This is a genomic window from Botryobacter ruber (assembly GCF_003347595.2).
Lineage (GTDB): Bacteria > Bacteroidota > Bacteroidia > Cytophagales > Hymenobacteraceae > Pontibacter > Pontibacter ruber_A.
The window spans coordinates 1-21,548 of the sequence record NZ_QCZK02000044.1; the positions used below are offsets into that span (position 1 = coordinate 1).

General features: G+C 51.4%; 14 protein-coding genes. 6 read left to right on the forward strand and 8 right to left on the reverse strand.

The window, feature by feature from the left end; genetic code table 11:
- Positions 1 to 292: 292 nt before the first annotated feature.
- A complete protein-coding gene (locus DCW36_RS14425; RefSeq protein ID WP_114783644.1) occupies positions 293 to 1,747 on the reverse strand; it encodes a glutamate synthase subunit beta in 1,455 nt (484 codons plus the stop codon).
- Entirely contained in the window at positions 1,747 to 6,264 is a 4,518-nt protein-coding gene (gene gltB, locus DCW36_RS14430; protein WP_114783646.1) for a glutamate synthase large subunit, read from the reverse strand. The genes DCW36_RS14425 and gltB overlap by 1 nt, the downstream gene beginning before the upstream one ends.
- Positions 6,265 to 6,669: 405 nt before the next feature.
- Between gltB and DCW36_RS14435 the strand changes: the two genes are divergently transcribed.
- Complete coding sequence (locus DCW36_RS14435) at positions 6,670 to 6,957, forward strand: hypothetical protein (protein WP_128396980.1); 288 nt, start codon at positions 6,670 to 6,672, stop codon at positions 6,955 to 6,957.
- Positions 6,958 to 7,028: 71 nt separating this feature from the next.
- On the opposite strand, the gene treZ is transcribed toward DCW36_RS14435, so the two are convergent.
- The 4 genes from treZ to DCW36_RS14455 all read right to left on the reverse strand — a co-directional run bounded on the left by treZ (position 7,029) and on the right by DCW36_RS14455 (position 13,654).
- On the reverse strand, positions 7,029 to 8,879 hold the full coding sequence (gene treZ / locus DCW36_RS14440; RefSeq protein ID WP_114783648.1) for a malto-oligosyltrehalose trehalohydrolase: 1,851 nt from the start codon (positions 8,877 to 8,879) through the stop codon (positions 7,029 to 7,031).
- 187 nt (positions 8,880 to 9,066) lie between these two features.
- Entirely contained in the window at positions 9,067 to 10,680 is a 1,614-nt protein-coding gene (locus DCW36_RS14445; RefSeq protein ID WP_114783650.1) for an alpha-amylase family glycosyl hydrolase, read from the reverse strand.
- Positions 10,681 to 11,047: 367 nt separating this feature from the next.
- The gene (locus tag DCW36_RS14450; protein WP_114783652.1) at positions 11,048 to 12,019 is read right to left on the reverse strand and encodes a Gfo/Idh/MocA family protein; all 972 of its coding nucleotides are present in this window, start codon (positions 12,017 to 12,019) and stop codon (positions 11,048 to 11,050) included.
- Positions 12,020 to 12,181: 162 nt separating this feature from the next.
- Positions 12,182 to 13,654 carry a M48 family metalloprotease gene (locus DCW36_RS14455; RefSeq protein WP_114783653.1) on the reverse strand — a complete coding sequence of 491 codons (1,473 nt, stop codon included), beginning with the start codon at positions 13,652 to 13,654 and terminating at the stop codon, positions 12,182 to 12,184.
- Between the two features lie 490 nt (positions 13,655 to 14,144).
- On the opposite strand from DCW36_RS14455, the gene DCW36_RS14460 reads away from it, so the two are divergent.
- Together DCW36_RS14460 and DCW36_RS14465 are read left to right on the forward strand one after the other, a co-directional pair.
- On the forward strand, positions 14,145 to 14,945 hold the full coding sequence (locus DCW36_RS14460) for a M48 family metallopeptidase (RefSeq protein WP_449374879.1): 801 nt from the start codon (positions 14,145 to 14,147) through the stop codon (positions 14,943 to 14,945).
- A gap of 52 nt (positions 14,946 to 14,997) precedes the next feature.
- Positions 14,998 to 15,639: a hypothetical protein gene (locus DCW36_RS14465; RefSeq protein WP_125185493.1), complete on the forward strand. Its 642-nt coding sequence runs from the start codon at positions 14,998 to 15,000 to the stop codon at positions 15,637 to 15,639.
- A 70-nt stretch (positions 15,640 to 15,709) separates the two neighbouring features.
- Here the strand turns inward: DCW36_RS14465 and DCW36_RS14470 are convergent, their stop codons facing one another.
- Together DCW36_RS14470 and DCW36_RS14475 are read right to left on the reverse strand one after the other, a co-directional pair.
- Positions 15,710 to 16,522, reverse strand: a complete 813-nt coding sequence (locus DCW36_RS14470) for a 3'-5' exonuclease (RefSeq protein ID WP_114783659.1) — start codon at positions 16,520 to 16,522, stop codon at positions 15,710 to 15,712.
- Between the two features lie 8 nt (positions 16,523 to 16,530).
- Positions 16,531 to 17,919: a UDP-N-acetylmuramate--L-alanine ligase gene (locus tag DCW36_RS14475; protein ID WP_114783661.1), complete on the reverse strand. Its 1,389-nt coding sequence runs from the start codon at positions 17,917 to 17,919 to the stop codon at positions 16,531 to 16,533.
- Positions 17,920 to 18,088: 169 nt separating this feature from the next.
- On the opposite strand from DCW36_RS14475, the gene dnaB reads away from it, so the two are divergent.
- The 3 genes from dnaB (at position 18,089) to DCW36_RS14490 (ending at position 21,543) form a co-directional block, all read left to right on the forward strand.
- Positions 18,089 to 19,669 carry a replicative DNA helicase gene (gene dnaB / locus DCW36_RS14480; protein WP_114783663.1) on the forward strand — a complete coding sequence of 527 codons (1,581 nt, stop codon included), beginning with the start codon at positions 18,089 to 18,091 and terminating at the stop codon, positions 19,667 to 19,669.
- Between the two features lie 178 nt (positions 19,670 to 19,847).
- Positions 19,848 to 20,837, forward strand: a complete 990-nt coding sequence (gene mgrA, locus DCW36_RS14485) for an L-glyceraldehyde 3-phosphate reductase (protein WP_114783665.1) — start codon at positions 19,848 to 19,850, stop codon at positions 20,835 to 20,837.
- A gap of 103 nt (positions 20,838 to 20,940) precedes the next feature.
- Complete coding sequence (locus DCW36_RS14490; RefSeq protein ID WP_114783667.1) at positions 20,941 to 21,543, forward strand: DUF1684 domain-containing protein; 603 nt, start codon at positions 20,941 to 20,943, stop codon at positions 21,541 to 21,543.
- Positions 21,544 to 21,548 lie beyond the last annotated feature (5 nt).

Here is a 21,548-nt window from a genome sequence, read left to right on the forward strand (position 1 = left end):
ATACAGGAAGGAGATTCCTTGTGGTCCATATCACCAAGTGTATGTAGATTCCCTATAGTTACCTTCCTGCATCTGTCTTTTAAAAGTATATAAAATTTGTACTGTATACGCTTGTGGTAAAGGTATGAGATCCCCTACGGGGATGACAAAGGGAGGAATAGTGCTTAAATACTGGCTGGTATAATCATTACCCTCTTAAAATCTTCTGCAGCTGCCTCCATAGCCTCTGCTTTTGTTTTGTATAAAAAAAGGCGGACTTTGCAGCCCGCCTTTTCAAAGGAAGTTATTTTACTTAAACCAGCTTCAGTTTAGAGATGCTCTTGGATGGAAGTTCTGACTCACCCATCAGGTAAATGTCCATGGCACGGGCTGCTTCGCGTCCGTCGGAGATAGACCAAACTACCAAAGACTGACCGCGGTAGCAGTCGCCGGCGGCGAAGATACCTGGTACGCTTGTCTGCCAATCTGTTACTTTAAAGTTACCTCTGTTGTCGAGTTCAAAATCAAAGTTGGCCTGGAAGGCATCATGTACCGGACGCATGTAACCAATGGCGATCAGGGCCAGGTCGCATGGCAGTATCTTTTCGCTGTTTGGCTTTTCGGTGTATTCCAGTGAATTTTTCCACTCCAGTTCCACTACTTTCAGACCTTTTACAAAGCCGTTCTCGTCAGCGATAAACTCTTTGTTCAGCCAGCCCCAGCTACGCTCACAGCCTTCCTCATGCGAAGAAGAAGAGGAGAACGTGGCAGGCCATTCTGGCCATGGGTTGTTCGGGCTGCGCTCCGTAGACGGCATGTTGCGGTACTGCAGCTGCGTAACAGACTTGGCGAACTGACGGTTGGCTGTACCAACACAGTCAGAGCCAGTGTCACCACCGCCGATTACCAGCACATGCTTGTCGCGGGCATCAATGTCGTCAGCATCATCAATAGTTTCGCCTGCTACCTTGCGGTTCTGCAGTGTCAGGTAATCCATGGCAAATTCAATACCTTTCAGGTGGTTACCCGGAATGGTAAGTTCACGTGGCTTGCTGGAGCCGATGCAAAGCAGTACGGCATCATATTTCCGGTGCAGCTTTTTCAGCGTCACCTCTTTGCCAATTTCTACATTGTATTCAAAACGGATACCTTCTTTTTCCAGGATTTCTACGCGGCGTTCGATTACCCACTTCTCCAGTTTGAAATCCGGAATACCGTAACGCAGCAGACCACCCGCTTTGTCGTCTTTTTCGTACACCGTTACCAGGTGTCCTGCCTGGTTCAGCTGAGCCGCAGCGGCAAGACCTGCAGGTCCTGATCCTACTACAGCTACTTTTTTTCCTGTTCTTTTCTTCGGCGGGTTCGGTTTTACAAGACCCAGCTCAAAAGATTTCTCGGCAATAGATTTCTCGATGTGCTCGATCGTTACAGCCGGCTTGTTGATGGACAGCACGCAGCTTGCCTCGCAGGGAGCAGGGCAGATACGGCCGGTAAATTCTGGGAAATTATTGGTGCTGTACAGGATGCTGGCAGCAAGCTCCCATTCGCCCTCGTACACGGCATCGTTAAAATCCGGAATCATGTTGCCCAGCGGACAGCCATTGTGGCAGAAAGGAACACCGCAGTCCATGCAGCGCGCTGCCTGCTGACGTGTTTTTGCTTCCGGGAACTCTAAATATATTTCGTTTGAATCGTGTATTCTTTCTTTCGGATCGCGATATGCAGGTAACTCACGACCGTATATTAAAAAACCATCTAACTTACCCATCAGGCTAATACGTTTAATGTTTCATTCTTTTTTACTTGCATGGCCAGTTTCAGGTCATGTGGCATCACTTTCACAAAAGCAGCTTTGTTTTCGTTCCAGTTAACCAGTATTTCCTGCGCCAATACGCTACCTGTATAAGCATAGTGCTCATTCAGTTTCTGCTCTATCCAGGCCAGATCTTCTTCTTCAGGTTGCTCCAGGTCTACCATTTCGGTATTGCACTGGCCTGCGAATAAGCTTTTGGTATCGTAAATGTAGGCCATACCGCCACTCATACCGGCACCGAAGTTTTTACCAACTTCACCCAGGATCAGCACTTTACCGCCAGTCATGTACTCACAGCCGTGGTCACCGATGCCCTCTACAACGGCCTCGGCACCTGAATTACGCACGCAGAAGCGTTCGCCGGCCATACCGTTGATGAAAGCCTGACCGGAAGTCGCGCCATACAGGGCCACGTTACCGGTAATGATGTGCTCATGCGCTTTGTAAGTACTTTCCTTGAACGGCTGCAGGATAAGCTTACCGCCTGAAAGGCCTTTGCCCAGGTAGTCGTTCGACTCACCTACCAGACGGAAGGTGGCACCCGGCGCCAGGAAGGTACCAAACGACTGACCTGCAGAGCCGTGGAATTCAGCGGTAAAGCTGTTTTCCGGAAGTCCGGCTTTCCCATGCTCTTTCGAAATTTCATAAGAAAGCATAGCGCCAACCGAGCGGTCAATGTTATGGATCTTGTACTGGTTTACACCTTCTTTTCCTTCTTTGAAGTCGCGGATCAGCTGGCGGTCCAGTACATTCTCAATTTCGTGGTCCTGTGAAATCTGGTGGTAAGCACCTACGTTTTTACCAACGGTTTCCTGGTGCAGGATTGGAGACAGGTCCAGGTTGCGCAGTTTCCAGTGGTTCAGGTCGGTACGTACTTTCAGTACATGCGACTGCCCAATCATCTCGTTTATTGTTCTAAAACCAAGCGAGGCCATTACCTGACGCATTTCCTCTGCCATAAAGGTAAAGAAGTTAACCAGGTGATCCGGATCGCCGGTGAACAGCTTGCGCAGTTCAGGGTTCTGCGTGGCAATACCTACAGGGCAGGTGTTTGTATGGCACTTACGCATCATGATACAGCCTTCTACAATCAGGGCAGCTGTGGCAATACCATATTCTTCTGCACCCAGCAAAGTAGCAACAGCCAGGTCGTAACCGGTCATCAGTTTACCGTCTGTCTGCAACACCACACGGCTGCGCAGGTTGTTTTTCATCAGGGTCTGGTGTGCTTCGGCCAGGCCAAGTTCCCAAGGCAAACCAGCGTGGCGGATAGAGCTCAGCGGGCTGGCTCCTGTACCACCGTCGGCACCGGAGATCATGATGGCATCGGCTTTCGCTTTGGCCACACCTGCTGCAATCGTACCTACACCTGCTTCGGCTACCAGTTTCACGTTGATACGTGCGTCCGGGTTTGCATTTTTCAGGTCGTAGATCAGCTGCTTCAGGTCCTCGATCGAGTAAATATCGTGGTGCGGAGGAGGTGAAATAAGACCTACGCCCGGAGTTGAGTGACGCACGCGGGCAATCCAGTGGTCAACTTTATGGCCAGGTAACTGACCACCCTCACCAGGCTTGGCACCCTGCGCTACTTTAATCTGAATTTCATCGGCATTCGCCAGGTAGTGGCTGGTTACCCCGAAACGGCCGGAAGCTACCTGCTTCACAGCTGAGCGCTCGGAGTCGCCGTTTGGTTTTACAATGAAACGTGCTTCGTCTTCGCCACCCTCACCGCTGTTACTCTTACCGCCGATTCTGTTCATGGCGATAGCAAGCGTAGTGTGTGCTTCGTGCGAAATAGAGCCAAATGACATAGCCCCCGTAGCAAAACGCTTCAATATATTTTTGGCTGGTTCAACTTCCTCCAGCGGCACCGACTGGCGCTTGCGGAATTCGAACAGGCTACGCAGCGTGATGTGTGCATCCTGTTGCGCACGTACAGCCTTCGAGTATTCTTTGTACAGCAGGAAGTCGTTCAGGCGGGTAGACTTCTGCAGGTTGTGTATAACCTCTGGCTGCAGTAAGTGAACTTCGCCTCTTCTTTTCCATTGGAAGAAACCGCCGGTTTCCAGCACGCCGTCCAGGTGTCCGGCTTGTTGCGGGAACGCAGCTTCGTGCTTGATCAGGCATTCTTTTTCCAGGTCTTCGAAGTTCAGGCCTTCCAGGCGGCTGAGCGTGCCTTTAAAGCATTTCTGTATTACTTCCTGACCGATACCCAGGATTTCAAAAATCTGTGCTCCCTGGTACGACTGCAGCGTACTGATACCCATCTTCGAGAGGATCTTCAGCAAGCCGTTGCCTACGGCATAGGTGTACTGCTTCACATAGTGTGACAATGGCAACGATGTATCCAGTTTCTCCTGGTCGATCAGGCTCTGGATAGTATCATACACCATGTAAGGATACACGCAGCTGGCGCCAAAACCAATGATCGTGGCATAGTGATGTGTTTCCCAGGCATCTCCGGCTTCTACTACCAGACCGGTTTTGGCGCGAATGCGTTTCTCGATCAGGTGATGGTGAATAGCGCCTACGGCCAGCAGCGATGGAATAGCCGCCTGCTGTGGTCCGATGTTGCGGTTGGAGATAATCAGTATTTTATGTCCTGCTCTGGCTGCTGCTTCGGCGTCGGCACAAATTTCATCCAGTCTTTTCTGTAAGGAGCCCGGTTCTTTCGTAGAGAAAGTAGCATCTATGCGCTTCGGATCATAACCTTCCGCTTTCAGGTTGAAGAGCTTGTGGAAATCTTCGTGGCTCAGTACCGGGTGTGAAATATGGATCTGGCGCGTATGGTAAGGTGTTTCGTCCAGGATGTTCAGCGATTCGCCCAGACGGGTGAACAGCGACATTACCAGTCGCTCCCGGATCGGGTCGATGGGCGGGTTACTTACCTGCGCAAAGTGCTGCTTAAAGTAATAAGAAATATGCTGGCTCTGCTGCGAAAGCACGGCCAGTGGCGTATCAGAACCCATACTTCCTACCGGTTCTTTACCGGTAGTTACCATCGGCTTGATGATCAGTTTCAGGTCTTCGGAGGTATAACCGAACGCTTTCTGCTTCTGACGGAGATCTTCCGGCTTCACCCTTGGCAGCGTTAGCTCAGGCTCAGGGCACAGGTGCAGTTTAATACGGTGCTCCTGTATCCAGTCGAAGTACGGCTTGTCGTTGCAAACAAGCTGCTTTATTTCATCGTCGTCGTAGATTTTGTTCTGCGCAGTATCTGCCAGCAGCATTTTACCTGGCTGCAGACGACCACGCTTGATAACGTCGGCTGGGTCTACGATCAGGGCGCCTGTTTCAGAAGCCATAATCAGACGGCCGGACTTGGTGATGCAGTAACGCACCGGGCGCAGGCCGTTTCGGTCGAGGGTAGCACCAATCTGGGTACCATCTGTAAAGAACAGGGCAGCAGGACCATCCCAAGGCTCCATCAAAGAAGCATGGAATTTATAGAAGGCCTTACGGTAGGTATCCATTTGCTGGTTATCCTGCCAGGCTTCCGGTACCAGCATCATCATTACGTGCGGCAACGGACGACCTGCTAAGGTCAGCAGTTCCACCATCGCATCGAGGTTGGCCGAGTCTGAGTTCTCAGGATTGGTAATAGGCAGAAGCCACTTTAATTCTTCTTCCGTAAAGAAAGGAGAAGTCATCAGGGCCTCTTTCGATTTCATTTTGTTCACGTTCCCCTTAATGGTATTGATCTCACCGTTGTGGGCGATGAAACGGAAAGGCTGCGCCAGTTTCCAGTTCGGGAAGGTGTTGGTGGAGAAGCGTGAGTGCACAATGGCCAGCGCCGACTTAAAGTCAGGGTGGTTCAGGTCGTGGTAGTATTTACCCACCTGGTCTGTTTTCAGCTGTCCTTTATATATAATAGTGCGCGAAGAAAGGCTTACCATAAAATAGGTGCCGTTTTCGCCGCTTACACTCTGCTTTACCTCATGCGAGATCAGGCTGCGCAGCACATAGAGCTTGCGCTCCAGGTCTTCGCCCCTGAGGTTGCTGTCGGTAGGCTTAATAAATACCTGTTCAATATATGGTTCAACAGCCTTGGATTCGTGCCCGGGAACCTGTCCGTTTACAGGCACAAGGCGGTAGCCCAGCAATTCAAATCCTAGCTGTCGTACACAAAGATTTACGGCTTTACGGCATTTTTCCCGCACTTCATAAACCTGTGGGAAGAAAATCATACCCACGCCATAGTTGCCTGGTTCAGGCAGGTCGATCGCAAATTCCTGTAGCTCCTTTTTGAAGAACTCATGGGGTAACTGCACACTAATACCCGCACCATCGCCTGTCTCAGGATCGCTGCCGGTGGCGCCACGATGCTCCATATTGGTAAGCATGGTAAGAGCGTCTTTTACAATACTGTGAGACTTCTTGCCATTTAAATTCACCACACACCCAACTCCACAGGAGTCGTGTTCCATTTCAGGCGAGTAGAGGCCTCTTTGTGGATTATCTCTTTGAATCATGTATTAAACTAGTATTGTGATTTTATGCTTTTTTACTGGGAGAACTCAAAATTTAGGGACATAAATTTACAAAACAAAATGACCTAAATTGCCATTAGAACAGTTGTTAGTCTTCTTTTTTGTAAAAATAGCAAAAAAAATGATAAAAATTTCGCTTGTCGCTAAATGCAAGGTTTTAAAAAAAGTTATTATTAAGAATTTATTAAATTTCTGAAGCAGAAATATTTTAAAAAATTTTTAACAAACTTTTAAAAAAGTAGTCGATTTAATAAGAAGCACCAATACTTTTTAAAACTAAAGAAATAAAAGTGAGCTCCTGTTACAAAGTTTAAACCTTGTTAAATTCCGTAGTTCCACTGCTGTATAGACAGGTTTTTTTTTGTGAAAGTTCATTTCCCCTAAAATTTGACCTGTCCGAACGGCGGAGCAACCTACAAAGATACAAGTATTTCCGGTATTACAGAAATGGGCGCTGAGAAACAGCCGGAGCGGGGGGAGGGAGTGGGGTGGTCGTGCATCGCACCTGTTTATTTATCATCGCTTACGAGCAGTGAATGTGGTGGCAGGGGCAGCAAAACTCAAACAGCAAAAGAAGCTTCGAAGCAGGCAGGTAGAATTGATTTCGTAGAATGGCTGGCACTCCGGAAAATAGCTCTGCACCTGCCACCACTCCCGCTGCTCCTTCATTTTTAACATGCAGGTGCTGGAACATCAGCCCGGCAAGCAAAGCCAGTGCGTTGACTTTACTTTCCGGGCTGATGATATCAGCTTTTTTCTTCAGAAGCGTATACTGCCACACTGAGCGGCGGAATTTCCTGTGCTGCTGCGGCCTTTACCTTATCGGGCATCAGTTTCCGGATGGTGCTCTTTTTGGGTAACCAGTTTTCTTCTTTAGAGTCCAGGATCTTCTGCCAGTTCACATCCCACTCCGGAAAGGTATAGCTGATGCGCTTCTGGGAGAGGTTAAAGAGGCAGATCAGGTGCTGGTCTTCGTTTTCGCTGCGCCTGATGAGCACAAAGCCTTTTTGCCCGAGCGTGTGTACCTGCACCGCATCTTTATTGAAGTTCTGCAGCACCGGATTGGAGCGCCGCAACCGGATCAGTTCCCGGTACCATTTCAGCATGATGCAGTACTTTCCTTTTTTTCGCTTTTCCCAGGCCAGTTTCGAATTGTTAAATGTTTCTTCGGCCTGCGGATCGGGCGGGTCGGTTGGCCAGTTAAATTTGGAAAACTCTCTTTTCCGGCCTTCCTGCACCGATTTGATCAGGTTTTCGTCGGAATGGCTTACAAAATAATAGAAGGGCGCATCTTCGGCATATTCTTCGCCCATAAAAAGCATGGGTACATAGGGTGCCAACAGTATAGCTGCTGCACCAATTTTCAGCTGCTCAAAGTTTACCAGCGACGATAACCGCACGCTGCCGACGTGGTTGCCTACCTGGTCGTGGTTCTGTGTGAACACGATAAACTTATCGCCGGGAACTCCTGCAGAGGAAGCCCCATGTTTCCGGCACCGGAACGACACGAATTCGCCGCTGTGCACAAACCCGTCGGTGTAGCCTTTTGCCAGCTGCTCCATCTGCCCGAAATCGGTGTAATATTTTTTGCCTTTGTCGTGCAGCAGCACATACAGGGCATGGTGGAAATCGTCGAGCCATTGCGCATCAAAACCGTAGCCGCCTATTTCCGGCGATTTGGTAACCCGGGGGCTGTTGAAATCGCTTTCTGCGGTCATGTAAAGCGCGCGGCCCAGTTTCTGTTCCAGCAGTTTTATTTTGCCGTAGGTCAGTTCCCAGAAACTGATGGCGCCTTTATCGTACAGGGTGTGGATGGCATCGAGCCGAAGCCCGTCTATGTGGTAATGCTCGAACCAGTGGAGCGGGTTGTTGGAATAATATTCCCGCACGCCATCCGACCAATCGGCGTCGAAATTGATGGCATCGCCCCAGGGGGTGGAGTATTTATCGGTGAAGTAAGGGCCAAACATGCTGAAATAATTGCCTTCCGGCCCCTGGTGGTTATACACCACATCCAGGAACACCGCAATGCCGCGCATGTGGCAGGCATCTACCAGCGCTTTCAGTCCGTCGGGGCCGCCATAGGAGTTTTGAACGGCATAAGGATAGGTGCCATCGTAGCCCCAGTTGCGGCTGCCCGGAAACTGGCTGACAGGCATCAGTTCGATGGCGTTTATGCCGGTTTCGGCCAGTTCGTCGAGCCGCGGGATAATGGCTTTGAAGGTGCCTTCCGGCGTAAAAGTGCCGACGTGAATTTCGTACAGGATCAGGTCTTTGAAAGGCAGGCCGTGCCAGTGCTCGTCGTGCCACACATAAGCGCTGTGGTCCACCACCTGCGACGGCCCGTGTACCCCCTCCGGTTGAAAATGCGAAGCCGGATCCGGAAAATCTTTTTCGCCATCGGGCATAAAATAATACAGGGAGCCGGGCGCGACTTTATCAACTTCTGCCCTGTAAAAGCCCAGTTTATCTTTTTTCATTTTTACCTTCTGCTTCCGGGGCGACACCAGGTGCACATACATGCTGTCTTTTTCGGGTGCCCAAACAGTAAAGGCGCAACGGTTATTACCCCGGTACTCCGCACCTAAAGTATTCATCAATAAGAGTGATTAGTTTTATATAAGGGAATTGATTTTTCTGGCACAGCAAACGCTATTGATGCTGACGGATGCAGTATTGCGCTCCAGCACGTTACTGCTTTGTGAGCGGGACATCCGTCAGCATGTTTGCTGTGTTAAGCTGGCATTAATGCGTAATGTTTCCTTTGAAAATGGCTATGGTTTTTTAGGTCCCCTCTTCCAGTCGTACGATGATGCCTTCATCACCCCCCAGGCTGAAATAGTCTTCCACGGTATTGCCTTCGCGTTCCGGAGCCGTAGCCAGGATGACCGTGCCTTTCAGCGTCATGTTTTTCACCCGGAAATAGCTGGGCCTGTGGGTCAGGTTCAGGACTACCAGCAGGCGCTGCTCGTGGTACTGCCGGATAAAGGCCAGCACCTGCTTGTCGGAATACACCGGCACATAGTCGCCTACGTTCAGGGCTTTTTCTTCGTGCCGGAGCTGGATGAGCCGCCTGTACAGGGTCAGCATCGAATAGGGGTCGTTTTGCTGTACTTTTACATTTTTCCGCCTGTAGTACTCTGGCAGCCGGAGCCAGGGTTTCGCATCTGAGAAACCGGCATTTGTTGCGTCTTCCCACTGCATGGGGGTGCGGGCGGGGTCGCGGCTCAGGTTGAGGTCGGGCATGTTGAGGCCCTGTGGGTCCTGTACTTCATCCGGGGGAATGGGCACATCGCGCATGCCAATCTCATCGCCGTAGTAAATGGTGGGCGTGCCGCGGAGGGTCAGGAGCAGGATGGCTGCAATTCTGGCCTGTGCTTCGCCGACCCGGCTGGTAATGCGGGGCTGGTCGTGGTTGCTCAGTACCCAGTTTGGCCATCCACCGTCGGGCAGGGCGCCTTCGTAAATCGCTATTTCGCTGGCTATGTGCTCCGAGTTCCACGGAATAGACAACAGCAGGAAGTTGAAAGGCAGGTGTGCCCCATCGTTTTCTGAACCATAGTAGGTCATGAGCTTGTGGATGGGGAGGTAAATTTCGCCAATCATCATCCGCTCGTCGTACGAATCGAGCACCCGCCGCATTTCACGCACAATGTCGTGCACCTCGGGCTGGTCGGTTGAAAAAACAGGCATTAACTGCTCGTAGGTAGCCATGTGCGGCTCGTAGTTCGGGTTGGGCGGGTTGTCGCGGAACTGTTCATCCTGCACCATGTGCCACATCACATCTACCCGGAAACCATCTACGCCTTTGTCGAGCCAGTAGCGCATTACGTCGTACATGGCCTCATGCACTTCGGGGTTGCGCCAGTTCAGGTCGGGTTGCTCTTTCAGGAAAGCGTGGAAATAATATTGCTGTGTGGTTTCGTCCCACTCCCAGCCGCTTCCGCCGAAAACGCTCAGCCAGTTGTTTGGGGGTGAGCCGTCGGGTTTGGCATCTTTCCAGATGTACCAGTCGCGTTTGGGATTGTCTTTGGAAGATTTCGATTCAAGAAACCAGGGGTGCTGGTCGGATGTGTGATTCGGTACCAGGTCCAGGATGAGTTTCATGCCGCGGGCGTGCACTTCTTTCAGCAGTTCGTCAAAATCATCCATGTTGCCAAAAAGCGGATGGATGCCTGTGTAATCTGCGATATCATATCCATAATCAGCCATGGGCGACGGATATATAGGTGAAATCCAGACGGCATTGATGCCAAGCCATTTGAGGTAATCCAGTCTTTTAATGATACCTCGCAAATCGCCTACGCCATCGCTGTTGCTGTCCTGGTACGACCTGGGGTAAATCTGGTAAAAAACTCCTTCCTGCCACCACAGGTGTTTTGTCTGTTCTTCTTTCATAGTTTGTTAAGTTTTAGAAGGGCTGTGTAGCACAGCACATAACTACTATATAGGGATGTAGTATGTACGGAGAAAAAGGGCAGGGGATAGTATTTTTCTTGTTTTTACAAGAGTGGAGGTGCAGGCGCTGCACCAGTGGCGGATGCGGTGCTTACTTTTAACTGTTTTCGGCAGCAGGAGAGGCTTTGGAGGGAGCTGCAGTTAACCTGGAAACGGAGGTTTTATTTCAGCGCAACTTCCGTCGGCTCGGGCTAGCAATACTAACTGCCGTTGCACACAGTTGTACAGCAGAAGGAAAAGTCCCTGCCATCGAAAGAGGACAATAAATCGCTTGCGAAACAGCAGATAATAAAAATGACTTCGGCTGTTACCCGACAATCTGGTCCATTACCCAGGCGGTGCGTGCTGCCGAAATGCCGGTGCTGGGGCAGGTGCCGTGGCCGGTGAGGTCGTCTACTACCGTCTGGATGAGGGGTTGCTGCACGTGAGCCGGCGGGGGCAGCAGGAATTCCTGCACGCCGTCTGCTGTGTACAGTTTTACAGGATCGTTGCTAAAAGTGGGGTAGGTGATCTTGCCCCGGCTTCCGATAATGGTTGTTTCGTCAGTTTGCTGTTCTGCTGCTACACTAAAGCACCAGGTACCACTGCCCAGCACGCCACTTTCGAACCGGAACTGCGCTGTCACAATATCTTCGGCAGGATATAAGCCGGCCTGGTTTTCTTTCTGACCGGAGGCTGCCGTAATCGGTCCCAGGAAGTAATCGAGCAGGTCGAGCTGGTGGGCGGCCAGATCAAAAAACAAACCGCCGCCTGCAATTTCGGGCTGAACGCGCCAGGGCAGGTTCTGCTGGTCGAGCTCAGGGTGTGGTGGCTGGTAGAGCTGAATGTTTACCAGGCGCACATCGCCGATGGCGCCGGCATCGAGCAGTTCTTTTACTTTCAGGAAAGCAGGAAGGCAGCGGCGGTAATAGGCAACATACAGCGGCACCTGTGCCTGCTGGCAGGCTTCCAGCATCTGGCGGCTCTGGGCGTAATTCAGTGCCATGGGTTTTTCCACATAAACCGGTTTGCCTGCCGCAGCAACGGCCATCGCATAGTAGGCATGCGAATCGGGGGGAGTGGCAATGTACACGGCATCCACTTCCGGGTCCAGGATGAGGTCCTGGGCTTTGCTGTGCCACTTGGGCACGCCGTGCCGTTGGGCGTAGTCGCGGGCTTTTTCGCTGTTGCGGCGCATCACCGCTACCAGCCGGGAGTTGCTGCACTTGTTAAAGGCAGGGCCGCTTTTAATTTCGGTTACGTCGCCGCAGCCAATAATGCCCCATCGTACTTCCTGCATGCCTGTGGTTAGTGTGATGTTTAATTTTTACCTGTTGTGCCTCCGCCAGACCGGAGCGCGTAGCAAAGGTGGTAAATATTTTCTTTTTGTGCCCAAAAAAAGTCTGCTGCTGCTGCCTCCATAGCCTCAGTTCCTGCTCCCGACCTGGGGTTACCGGGTTGCTTATTGGCCTATAATTTTGATGAGTGTTCCCTGCTGCAGCTGGTCGGTGAGTTGCATGCCATTTAACATGGCCAGTTCTTCGAGCCTGTTGTCGGGCATGTTGTTGGCCCGGAGTGCCTGTGCCAGCGTACTGTTTCGTGCTACCGTTACGATTCTGATGCGTTCGGCCTGTTTGTTGAGTTTGGAGGCATCGGTTAAGTTCTGGAAGCTTTGCATGGAGTTGGTAAACAAAGGCATGTAGGAATTAAAATCGTTGACGGCAGTTACGCCTACCAGGTTGTAGATGTAGTTGCCGTGCTGAATAAAGTACAGGAGTGCTCGTATCTGCTGCTGTTGCTGTTGCTGTTGCTGTTGCTGCTGCTGCTGCTGCTGCGGATCTGCTACCACGGCCAGGGCAGGCAGGCCATTTACGGTCACGCTTTTAGAGTCTACAGCCTGCAGCCCGTAGTTCTGCAGCGACTGCTGGGCAGCAGCCTGCAACGATTCTCCTTTTGCCAGCATCAGCACCATCATGGCTTTGCCATCTTTGGAAGCCATCTGGAACTGCGAGGGGCTGTTCTGGTGCTGCCAGTTGGCAGGAATCTGGAACTGAAACCGGAGCTCCGGGTGGTAAAAAATGCTGTTCTCTACAAAGCCTTGCCTGGGGTCTTCGCCATACACGAGGCCATCGATCATTTTAAGATAGGAGTTCCGGTTTACCTGCGGATTGTTCAGGTTCGTTTTCTGCTTCCACTCTGCCGCCAGCTGGTGCACAGTTTCGTAGCGGTCTTCGGGGTTCGGGTGGGTAGACAGGAAGTCCGGAAGCGCCGCGTTTCCGCTGCTTTGCTGCTCCCGCTGCAGCGTGATAAAGAAATCGGCCATTTCTTTGGCATCGTACCCAATCTTAGTGGAGTATTCCACGCCCAGCCTGTCGGATTCCCGTTCATCGTCGCGCCCGAATTTCAGGAAGAGCAGGCCCAGCCCCTGCGAAGCGGCCTCACCAAACTGCGCCAGCTCCGGCGATATCACCATGGTGGCGATCAATCCCACCTGTGCCAGTATGGATTTGCTTTGCTGCTGTGCCGAGTGGCGGGCGGTAATGTGCCCGATCTCGTGGCCCAGCACCCCGGCAAACTGCGCTTCGTTGTTAAAGTGCGCCATAATGCCCCGCGTAAAGTAAACATAGCCGCCCGGCACGGCAAAGGCGTTTATCACCGGGGAGTCTACAATTTTAAACTCGTATTTCAGGTTGCTGCGGTGCGAGATAGCCGCCATTTGCTGGCCCTTCTCGCTGATGAAGCGTTGCAGGGCCGGGTCCTGGTATAACCCGTACTGGGCTACAATCTCCGGGTCGGCCTGCTGCCCCATGGCAATTTCCTGTTCTTCAGACATAAATATAATGTCCTTTTTACCGGTTACCGGATTGGTCGCGCAGGAGTTGAAAAGGAGCACAACAGCCACTATAAAGCTGGAGAGGATGCTTTTTTCCATCATATTATCAGTTAATTTTAAAGCTAAGGAGTATTATGCATTATTCAGATGCAACGGTAATGCAGGTGAATGGTTGCGAAAGCAGTGTTGAGCTGTCTGCACCTGTCACCACAGCCACTGCTGCGCTTAGTTGCCTGAGCTGCAGCAGGAATGGAGGCAATGGCAGCAAAGTAATATTTTTCGGCCTTTCGTGCTGTGCCGCCTGATTATTTGGGATATTTTGTATGCTGCCGCAGCCACCACTCCCTTACCTGCCGGTGCGCCAATGCTTTACCCTTTGTGGGCTCTGCCGTATACTATAACATTTTATATCTGGTAAGACGTATACTGTTGTGTTTATTGCACTCTGTCCGGCGGATTGTACAGTTACTTGCGCTGTTCCGGTTACCGCTGGTCATAAATAAGTTTTTAATTAAAGTCGGACACATGAAAAAAATAATTTAAGTTTGGTCCGAATTTTGAAATATTCAAAAAAGGAAATTTAATATTCAGGATGATGTATAAAAAAGTAATTACCGTTTTGATGGCTGTCGTGATGCTGGCAGCCTGTACTACCGTGCCAATTACAGGTCGCAGGCAGCTGAGCCTGGTGTCGGATGCGCAGATGATGGCGCTCAGTTACGATGCTTATGACCAGTTTTTAAAAGAACACAAACTCTCGAACGATGCCCAGGCTACTGCCATGGTAAAAAGAGTAGGCCAACGTATTCAGGGTGCCGTGGAGCGGTATATGGCCCAGAATAATATGTCGGGTGAGCTCGAAGGCTACCAGTGGGAATTTAACCTGATCCAGGATCCACAGGTAAATGCCTGGGCGATGGCCGGCGGTAAAACCGTCGTATATACCGGCCTGCTGCCCGTAGCGCAGAACGAAACCGGACTGGCCGTGGTAATGGGCCACGAGATTGCCCACGCTATTGCCAAACACAGCAGCGAACGCATGAGCCAGCAGCTGGTGCAGCAGTACGGCGGACAAACCCTCTCTGCGTTGGCCGGCTCGCAGCCGCAGGCAGCCCAGGCCCTGATCAATACCATTTATGGCGTTGGTTCCGGTTTAGGCATGTTAAAGTATGGCCGTACGCAGGAGTCGGAGGCCGACCGCCTGGGGCTGATCTTTATGGCCATGGCTGGTTATAATCCGCAGGAAGCTATCCCGTTCTGGCAGCGCATGCAGGCCAAGGCCGAAGGACCGGGAACGCCTGAATTCCTGTCAACGCACCCAAGCCCCGACACCCGTATCAGCGACTTGCAGCGCTGGATGCCGGAGGCCATGAAGTATTACAAAGCCCGCTAATTCCGGGAAGCGAATTTCTCTCATCTAAAGCGACAAACTTAATAACAACCAAATGACCATTAAGCTGCTTTCAACCTGCTTCAGCACTACGAATGGTGGCAGGAAAGTTTATTTTATCATGTTGCTGCTGCTGTTGCTCTCCAGTGCCTGTGCCCGGCGCGATACGCTCCGGGATGAGAACACGTCAGACCCAGTAGCAGATCCGGGAATGGTGGGAGAATCTACACCGGCGCCACCTGTCTATGACGGGGTGCTGCTGGGCCAGATCGTGTTCGACACCGTGGATTACATTGTGCCGCGGGAGCAGCTGCTGCAGCCCTTTATCCGGGAGTTTGGCGATGGCACGGTGGTGGACCGGGTGATGATCCATAAGGTGCAGGAAGATAAAAAAGTGAAGCCGGCCTATTACCTGGTGGGCATGGGACTGTTCAACGGGTCATCGCGCATCATGGCCCTGGAGCTGGATGTCGCCAAAGACAACAGCCTCTACCTCTCTACCCGGAGCATGAAGTATATCTGCAAGGGAAGTGCCGGTTGCTCGTTCTGCGTGTTTACGTTTAAAGGAAATAAAATTGTGAGCTGCGTGTGCGATTCCGGCTCGTCGCAAAACATCTGTAAGCAGGAGATCAGCGAATCCAATTCGCTGCTGCGAGGGGTAAAGCTGAAACAGAGCCGACAATTGGGAACATATTAAAGCCTCAGAAAACGAAAAAGCGGCTGCCGGTATTTGCTGACAGCCGCTTTTTCGTTTTCTGAAGTTTTGTCTAAGATACGCTGCTGCGCATGTTGCGGAGCCTGATACGTGTCAGGATTTTTTTGGTGTAAAGCGGAAATTCGCCTTTCATCATCCAGTCGTAATAGCTTGGTTCTTTCTGGAGCACTTCCTCTACGGGCACATTGCGGTGCTTGCCGAAGTTGAAAACTTCCTGCCCGGCGTTGTTGTACACGATGCGACCGGATAAGTCGGCTGTTTTCTGAAACGTGAATTTGTGGAGCTGCGCCATGTCGTTCTGCACCGGGTATTCTTCCGCACCTTCTTTGGTTTCGAGGGGCGTGTGCTGGTAACGGTCCAGCTGCGACATCAGGATGTGATAGGTAGCGACAGTGTCGGCCTCGGCACTGTGCGCGTTTTCGAGGCTTTTATCGCAGTAAAATTTATAGGCAGCAGACAGCGTACGCTGTTCCATCAAATGAAACACCCGGCACACATCCACGATATTCCTGTTCTCAATGTCGAAATCCACACCTGCCCGCAGAAACTCTTCGGCCAGCAACGGAATATCAAACCGGATTAAATTATAACCTCCCAGGTCGCAACCTTTCAGGAACTGCTCCAGGTCGCGGGCTACCTGGTTAAAGGTAGGGCAGTCTTTTACATCTTCGTCGTAAATTTTATGAATCAGGCTCGACTCCAGCGGAATAGGAATGGTCGGGTTGATCTTCCGGGTTTTCAGTATCTCTTCGCCATCCGGTTTTATTTTAAGGACACTGATTTCCACAATGCGGTCTTTGCAGATGTCGGTGCCGGTGGTTTCGAGGTCGAAAAAAACGATCGGGCGCTTCAGGTGAAGTTTCATGGGGAAGCTTATTTAGATGGTTTAAGGATGGCCGTGATAAGCTCCTTCAGGTTAATGTTATTGAAGTTACCTGAGCTCATGAGCAGCAGGTTCGTATTGGTCCAGTTCCGGGTTTTCAGGTACTCCAGAAGCGCGTCAGAATCGGTGTAGACTTTCAGGCCGGGTTTTCCGAACTGGGTTTGCACCTCCTCCGGCGTTAGCGGCTGCAGGCGTTTGTGCTCCACCGTTTTCGGGTTGAAATACACAATGGCCTCGTCGGCACTGTCCAGGGTGCTTTCGTACTGGGGCAGAAATTCTTTGTTCAGGCTGCTGAAGGTGTGCAGCTCCAGGCAGGCCACCAACTGGCGTTTCGGGAATTGCGCTTTTAGTGCGGCCGTAGTTGCTTTTACTTTTGAAGGCGAATGGGCAAAGTCGCGGAAAACCGCAGTCTGCTCCTGCTCGCCCAGGTTTTCGAGGCGACGGGCTGCGCCTTTAAAGCTGGCAAGTGCTTCATAAAAGTCGTGCGCTTTTATCCCCAACTTCTTGCAGACCTCCTTAGCAGCGCTGATGTTGCGGAGGTTGTGCTCTCCGAACAGCTGGATAGATACATCGCCTTCTTTTTTGGTATGCAGGATCGTCTGGCCGTTCCGGATAGTATGTTCGTGCACGCCATAGCCGATGTAGGTAACGTCGGGGTTGCGCGGAATGCTGACCAGCTGCGCCTGCTCGTCGTCTTTGTCGTAAATGAGGGTGCCTGCTTTGGGCGTCATCTCGGCAAAAATCCGGAACTGGTCGCGGTACACTTCCGGGTTCGGGAAAACATTCATGTGGTCCCAGCTGATGCCGCTGATCACCCCAATGTGGTGGTGGTAGAGGTGGAACTTCGGAATACGCTTGATCGGGTCGGAAAGGTATTCGTCTCCTTCAATGATGATCACCGGGGCATCGTCGGTTAGTTTTACCATCCGGTCGAAACCTTCTACCTGGGCGCCAACGGCATAATCGAAAAGCCGGTTGTGGTAGCGCAGCACATGCATGATGATGGCCGTGATGGACGTTTTGCCGTGGCTGCCGCCAATGACCACCCGCTGCTTGTCTTTGGACTGCTCGTAGATAAACTCCGGGAAAGAGAAAACCGGGATGTTGAGTTCCTGCGCCCGCTTCAGTTCCGGGTTATCGGCACGGGCGTGCATGCCCAGGATAACGGCATCCGGGTTGGTGTCCAGTTTTTCCGGAAACCAGCCTTCCTGCGCAGGCAGCAAACCGGCAGCGGCGAGCCTGCTTTTGGCCGGTTCGAATATTTCGTCGTCGGAGCCGGTAACTGTCAGCCCCTTGTCGTGTAGCGCCAGTGCCAGGTTGTGCATGATGCTACCCCCGATGGCAATCAGGTGTATGTGCTTGAATTCCTTTCTCTCCATAAGCCTTTCAATACGGTTGGTGCATAAATCAGCAGCCTCACAAATTTATAATTCCAAAGCTAAATAAAAATACCTGTATGCTAATATGTTGATATCTTATACTAAATTGTGGAATACTCGATCGTGATTGTGGATTACTTGGGCGCCAACATTTTTAAATTTGTAAGCTATGGAGGAAATGAAAATGAATGTGCGGACTGCGCCAAACCGGAATGGTTGGGGCAAAAAGGCTCCTGCTGTATCAGAATTAGGGAAAAAACCACCGCAGGCACTGGATCTGGAAGAGGCCGTTTTAGGCGCTCTGATGCTGGAAAAAGATGCCCTGACCACGGTTATCGACATTTTGCGCCCGCAAAGTTTTTACAAAGAGGCGCACCAGCGTATTTTTAAGGCCATCCTGGCGCTGTTTGATAAATCAGAACCGATAGACATCCTGACGGTAACGCATGAGCTGCGGGAGGCCGGGGAACTGGAACTGGCAGGCGGCGCTTTTTATGTAACGCAGCTGACCACGCGCGTCAACTCGGCGGCCAACATCGAGTACCACGCCCGTATCATTACGGAAAACTCAATCAAACGCGACCTGATCTCTATTTCTTCTGAAGTACTTACAAGAGCTTTTGAAGACACCACCGACGTATTCGACCTGCTCGACACAACCGAAGCAAAGCTGTATGAAGTGTCGGAATCGAACATCCGCAAGAACTTCGACGACATGCGCTCGCTCATGCACCAGGCTATTAAAGAACTGGAAGAGAAGCGCAAGCAGACGGATGGTTTAACCGGTGTACCGAGCGGCTTAACGGCGCTGGACCGCGTAACCTCCGGCTGGCAGAAATCGGACCTGATCATTTTGGCGGCTCGTCCTGCGATGGGTAAAACTGCTTTCGTGCTTTCGTGCCTGCGCAATGCCGCTGTAGACTTTAAAAAAGGAGTGGCAATTTTCTCGCTTGAGATGTCGTCGCTGCAGCTGGTGAATCGTCTGATTTCGTCGGAGGCGGAGCTGGAGTCGGAGAAGATCAAGAAGGGCAGCCTCGAAGATTACGAGTGGGCGCAGCTCAACCACAAGATTTCAAAACTCACCGAAGCGCCTATTTTTATTGACGATACGCCGGGCCTTTCGATCCGGGAGCTGCGCACCAAGTGCCGCCGCCTCAAGGCCCAGTTTGATATCCAGATGATCATCATCGACTACCTGCAGCTGATGAGCGGCAACGCCGACGGCAAGGGGGGAGGTAACCGGGAGCAGGAAATCGCGTCTATCTCGCGGGCTCTCAAAATGCTGGCTAAGGAGCTGAACGTGCCGGTAATTGCGCTCTCGCAGCTAAGCCGTGCCGTGGAAACCCGCGGTGGCGACAAACGCCCGATGCTTTCCGACTTACGTGAATCCGGTTCCATCGAGCAGGACGCCGACATGGTGCTCTTCCTCTACCGCCCGGAATATTACGGCCTGACGGAAGACGAAATGGGCAACCCGACAGCCGGGGTTGGCGAGGTAATCATTGCCAAGCACCGGAACGGTTCACTCGAAAACGTGCAGCTCAAGTTCATTGGCAAGTACACCAAGTTCACCAACCTCGATAACGACTTCGGAGGCGACGGTGGCGGCTTCAATGCACTGCCCAACAGCACCTTCGATACCGAAACACCCGGCGCCATTCGCCTGGGCAGCCGCATGAACGATGGCGGGGGCAATAGCGGAGGAGGCTTCCCGGCCTCTAATTTTGACGACGAGCCACCACCGTTTTAAGAAATTTATGATATACGATAGCCACAAAAGCCGCCGCACACCTGCAGCGGCTTTTTTTGTGCAGCAGAGGCTATGGTGGCAGCTGCAGTGCATATTTTTGCAGGCTGGAGATACAACAAAAGGCTGCTTTATATGCAATTTATGCTATCTTAGCAGACGCACATAAACCGAAACAGCTATGACTTATATACCTTCCCCGGAACGCTACCAGCACATGCAATACCGCCGCTGCGGCAACAGCGGTCTGAAACTGCCGGCCATCTCCCTTGGCCTGTGGCACAATTTCGGGTATGTGAATAACTTCGAGAACAGTCGCAACCTGCTTAAAACCGCCTTCGACCACGGTATCACCCATTTCGATTTGGCGAATAATTACGGACCGCCTCCCGGTTCGGCAGAGGAAAACTTCGGCAGAATTCTGAAAATGGATTTCCGGGGCTACCGCGATGAACTGGTTGTTTCTTCCAAAGCCGGCTACACCATGTGGGACGGCCCTTATGGCGACTGGGGTTCCAAAAAATACCTCGTCTCCAGCCTCGACCAAAGCCTAAAGCGGATGCAGCTGGACTATGTCGATATCTTTTACCACCACCGTCCGGACCCCGAAACGCCGCTCGAAGAAACCATGGCCGCCCTCGACCTGCTCGTGCGGCAGGGCAAAGCGCTGTACGTGGGCATCTCCAATTACCGGCCAACCGAGGCGGCAAAAGCATTTGAACTCCTCCGGCAACTGGGCACGCCCTGCCTCATTCATCAACCCAAATATTCCATGTTTGAACGCTGGGTGGAAGATGGTCTGCTGGATTTGCTGGGAAGGGAAGGCGTAGGCTGTATCCCGTTCTCGCCGCTGGCCCAGGGCCTGCTCACCGATAAGTACCTGCAGGGTATCCCCGCCGACTCGCGTGTGATGACCAGTGGTGTGTTCCTGAAGGAAAGCCATCTTACGCCCGAAAAGATAGAGCAGGTTCGCTTACTCAACATCCTGGCGCAGCAGCGCGGGCAGAAACTGGCGCACATGGCCCTGTCGTGGATATTAAAGGATAAACGGGTAACGTCGGTGCTGGTTGGCGCCAGCAAACCTGAACAGATCACGGATGCGCTGGAGAGCCTGAAGAATACCCAGTTCAGCGAAGAGGAGCTGAAAACGATTGATGAGATTCTGGGGTAGGCGGAGCAAAGTTGGCTTCTGCTAACGTATGTCATCGGTACACAGTTTGGAAGCTGGTAAAGAAAAGATTAATCATCCGCTCATTTGAAAAACTTATTCTTTCATGAAACACATTTTACTCACTTTCTTTTTAATTGCTATAGTAGCAGGGCAGGCGGTAGCACAATCTTACAAAGCAGAAATAGCTAAATTTCAGCAGGAAATGAATGATGAATTTTTAAATTCGGAGAAGTCGCCACTCACACCGAGTCAAAAGAAAAAGTTTACCGGGCACAGCTTCTTTCCAATCGATTCCGCTTATCGTGTAGTGGCGAAGTTTGTGAAAGCAGAAGCTTCACAACCTTTCAGGATGAAGACAACCACATCACGTCTGCCGGTATATGAAAAGTACGGAGAGGCTGTTTTCGAACTGGATGGGAAGTTCATTACGTTGGGTATTTACCAGAGCCATCAGCTTAGAGAAACAGAGGAGTACAGAAATTATTTGTTCCTGCCTTTTACAGATTTGACAAACGGGAAAGAAACCTATGGGGGCGGCAGGTACATTGATTTGTCCATACCGGAAGGAGATACTATCGTTATTGATTTCAATAAAGCCTATAGTCCTTCCTGCGCCTATAATTCCAATTACTCCTGTCCTATACCTCCCAAAGAAAATGCGCTGGATATTCCAATTACAGCTGGCACAAAATTTTTGGGCAAATAAATACG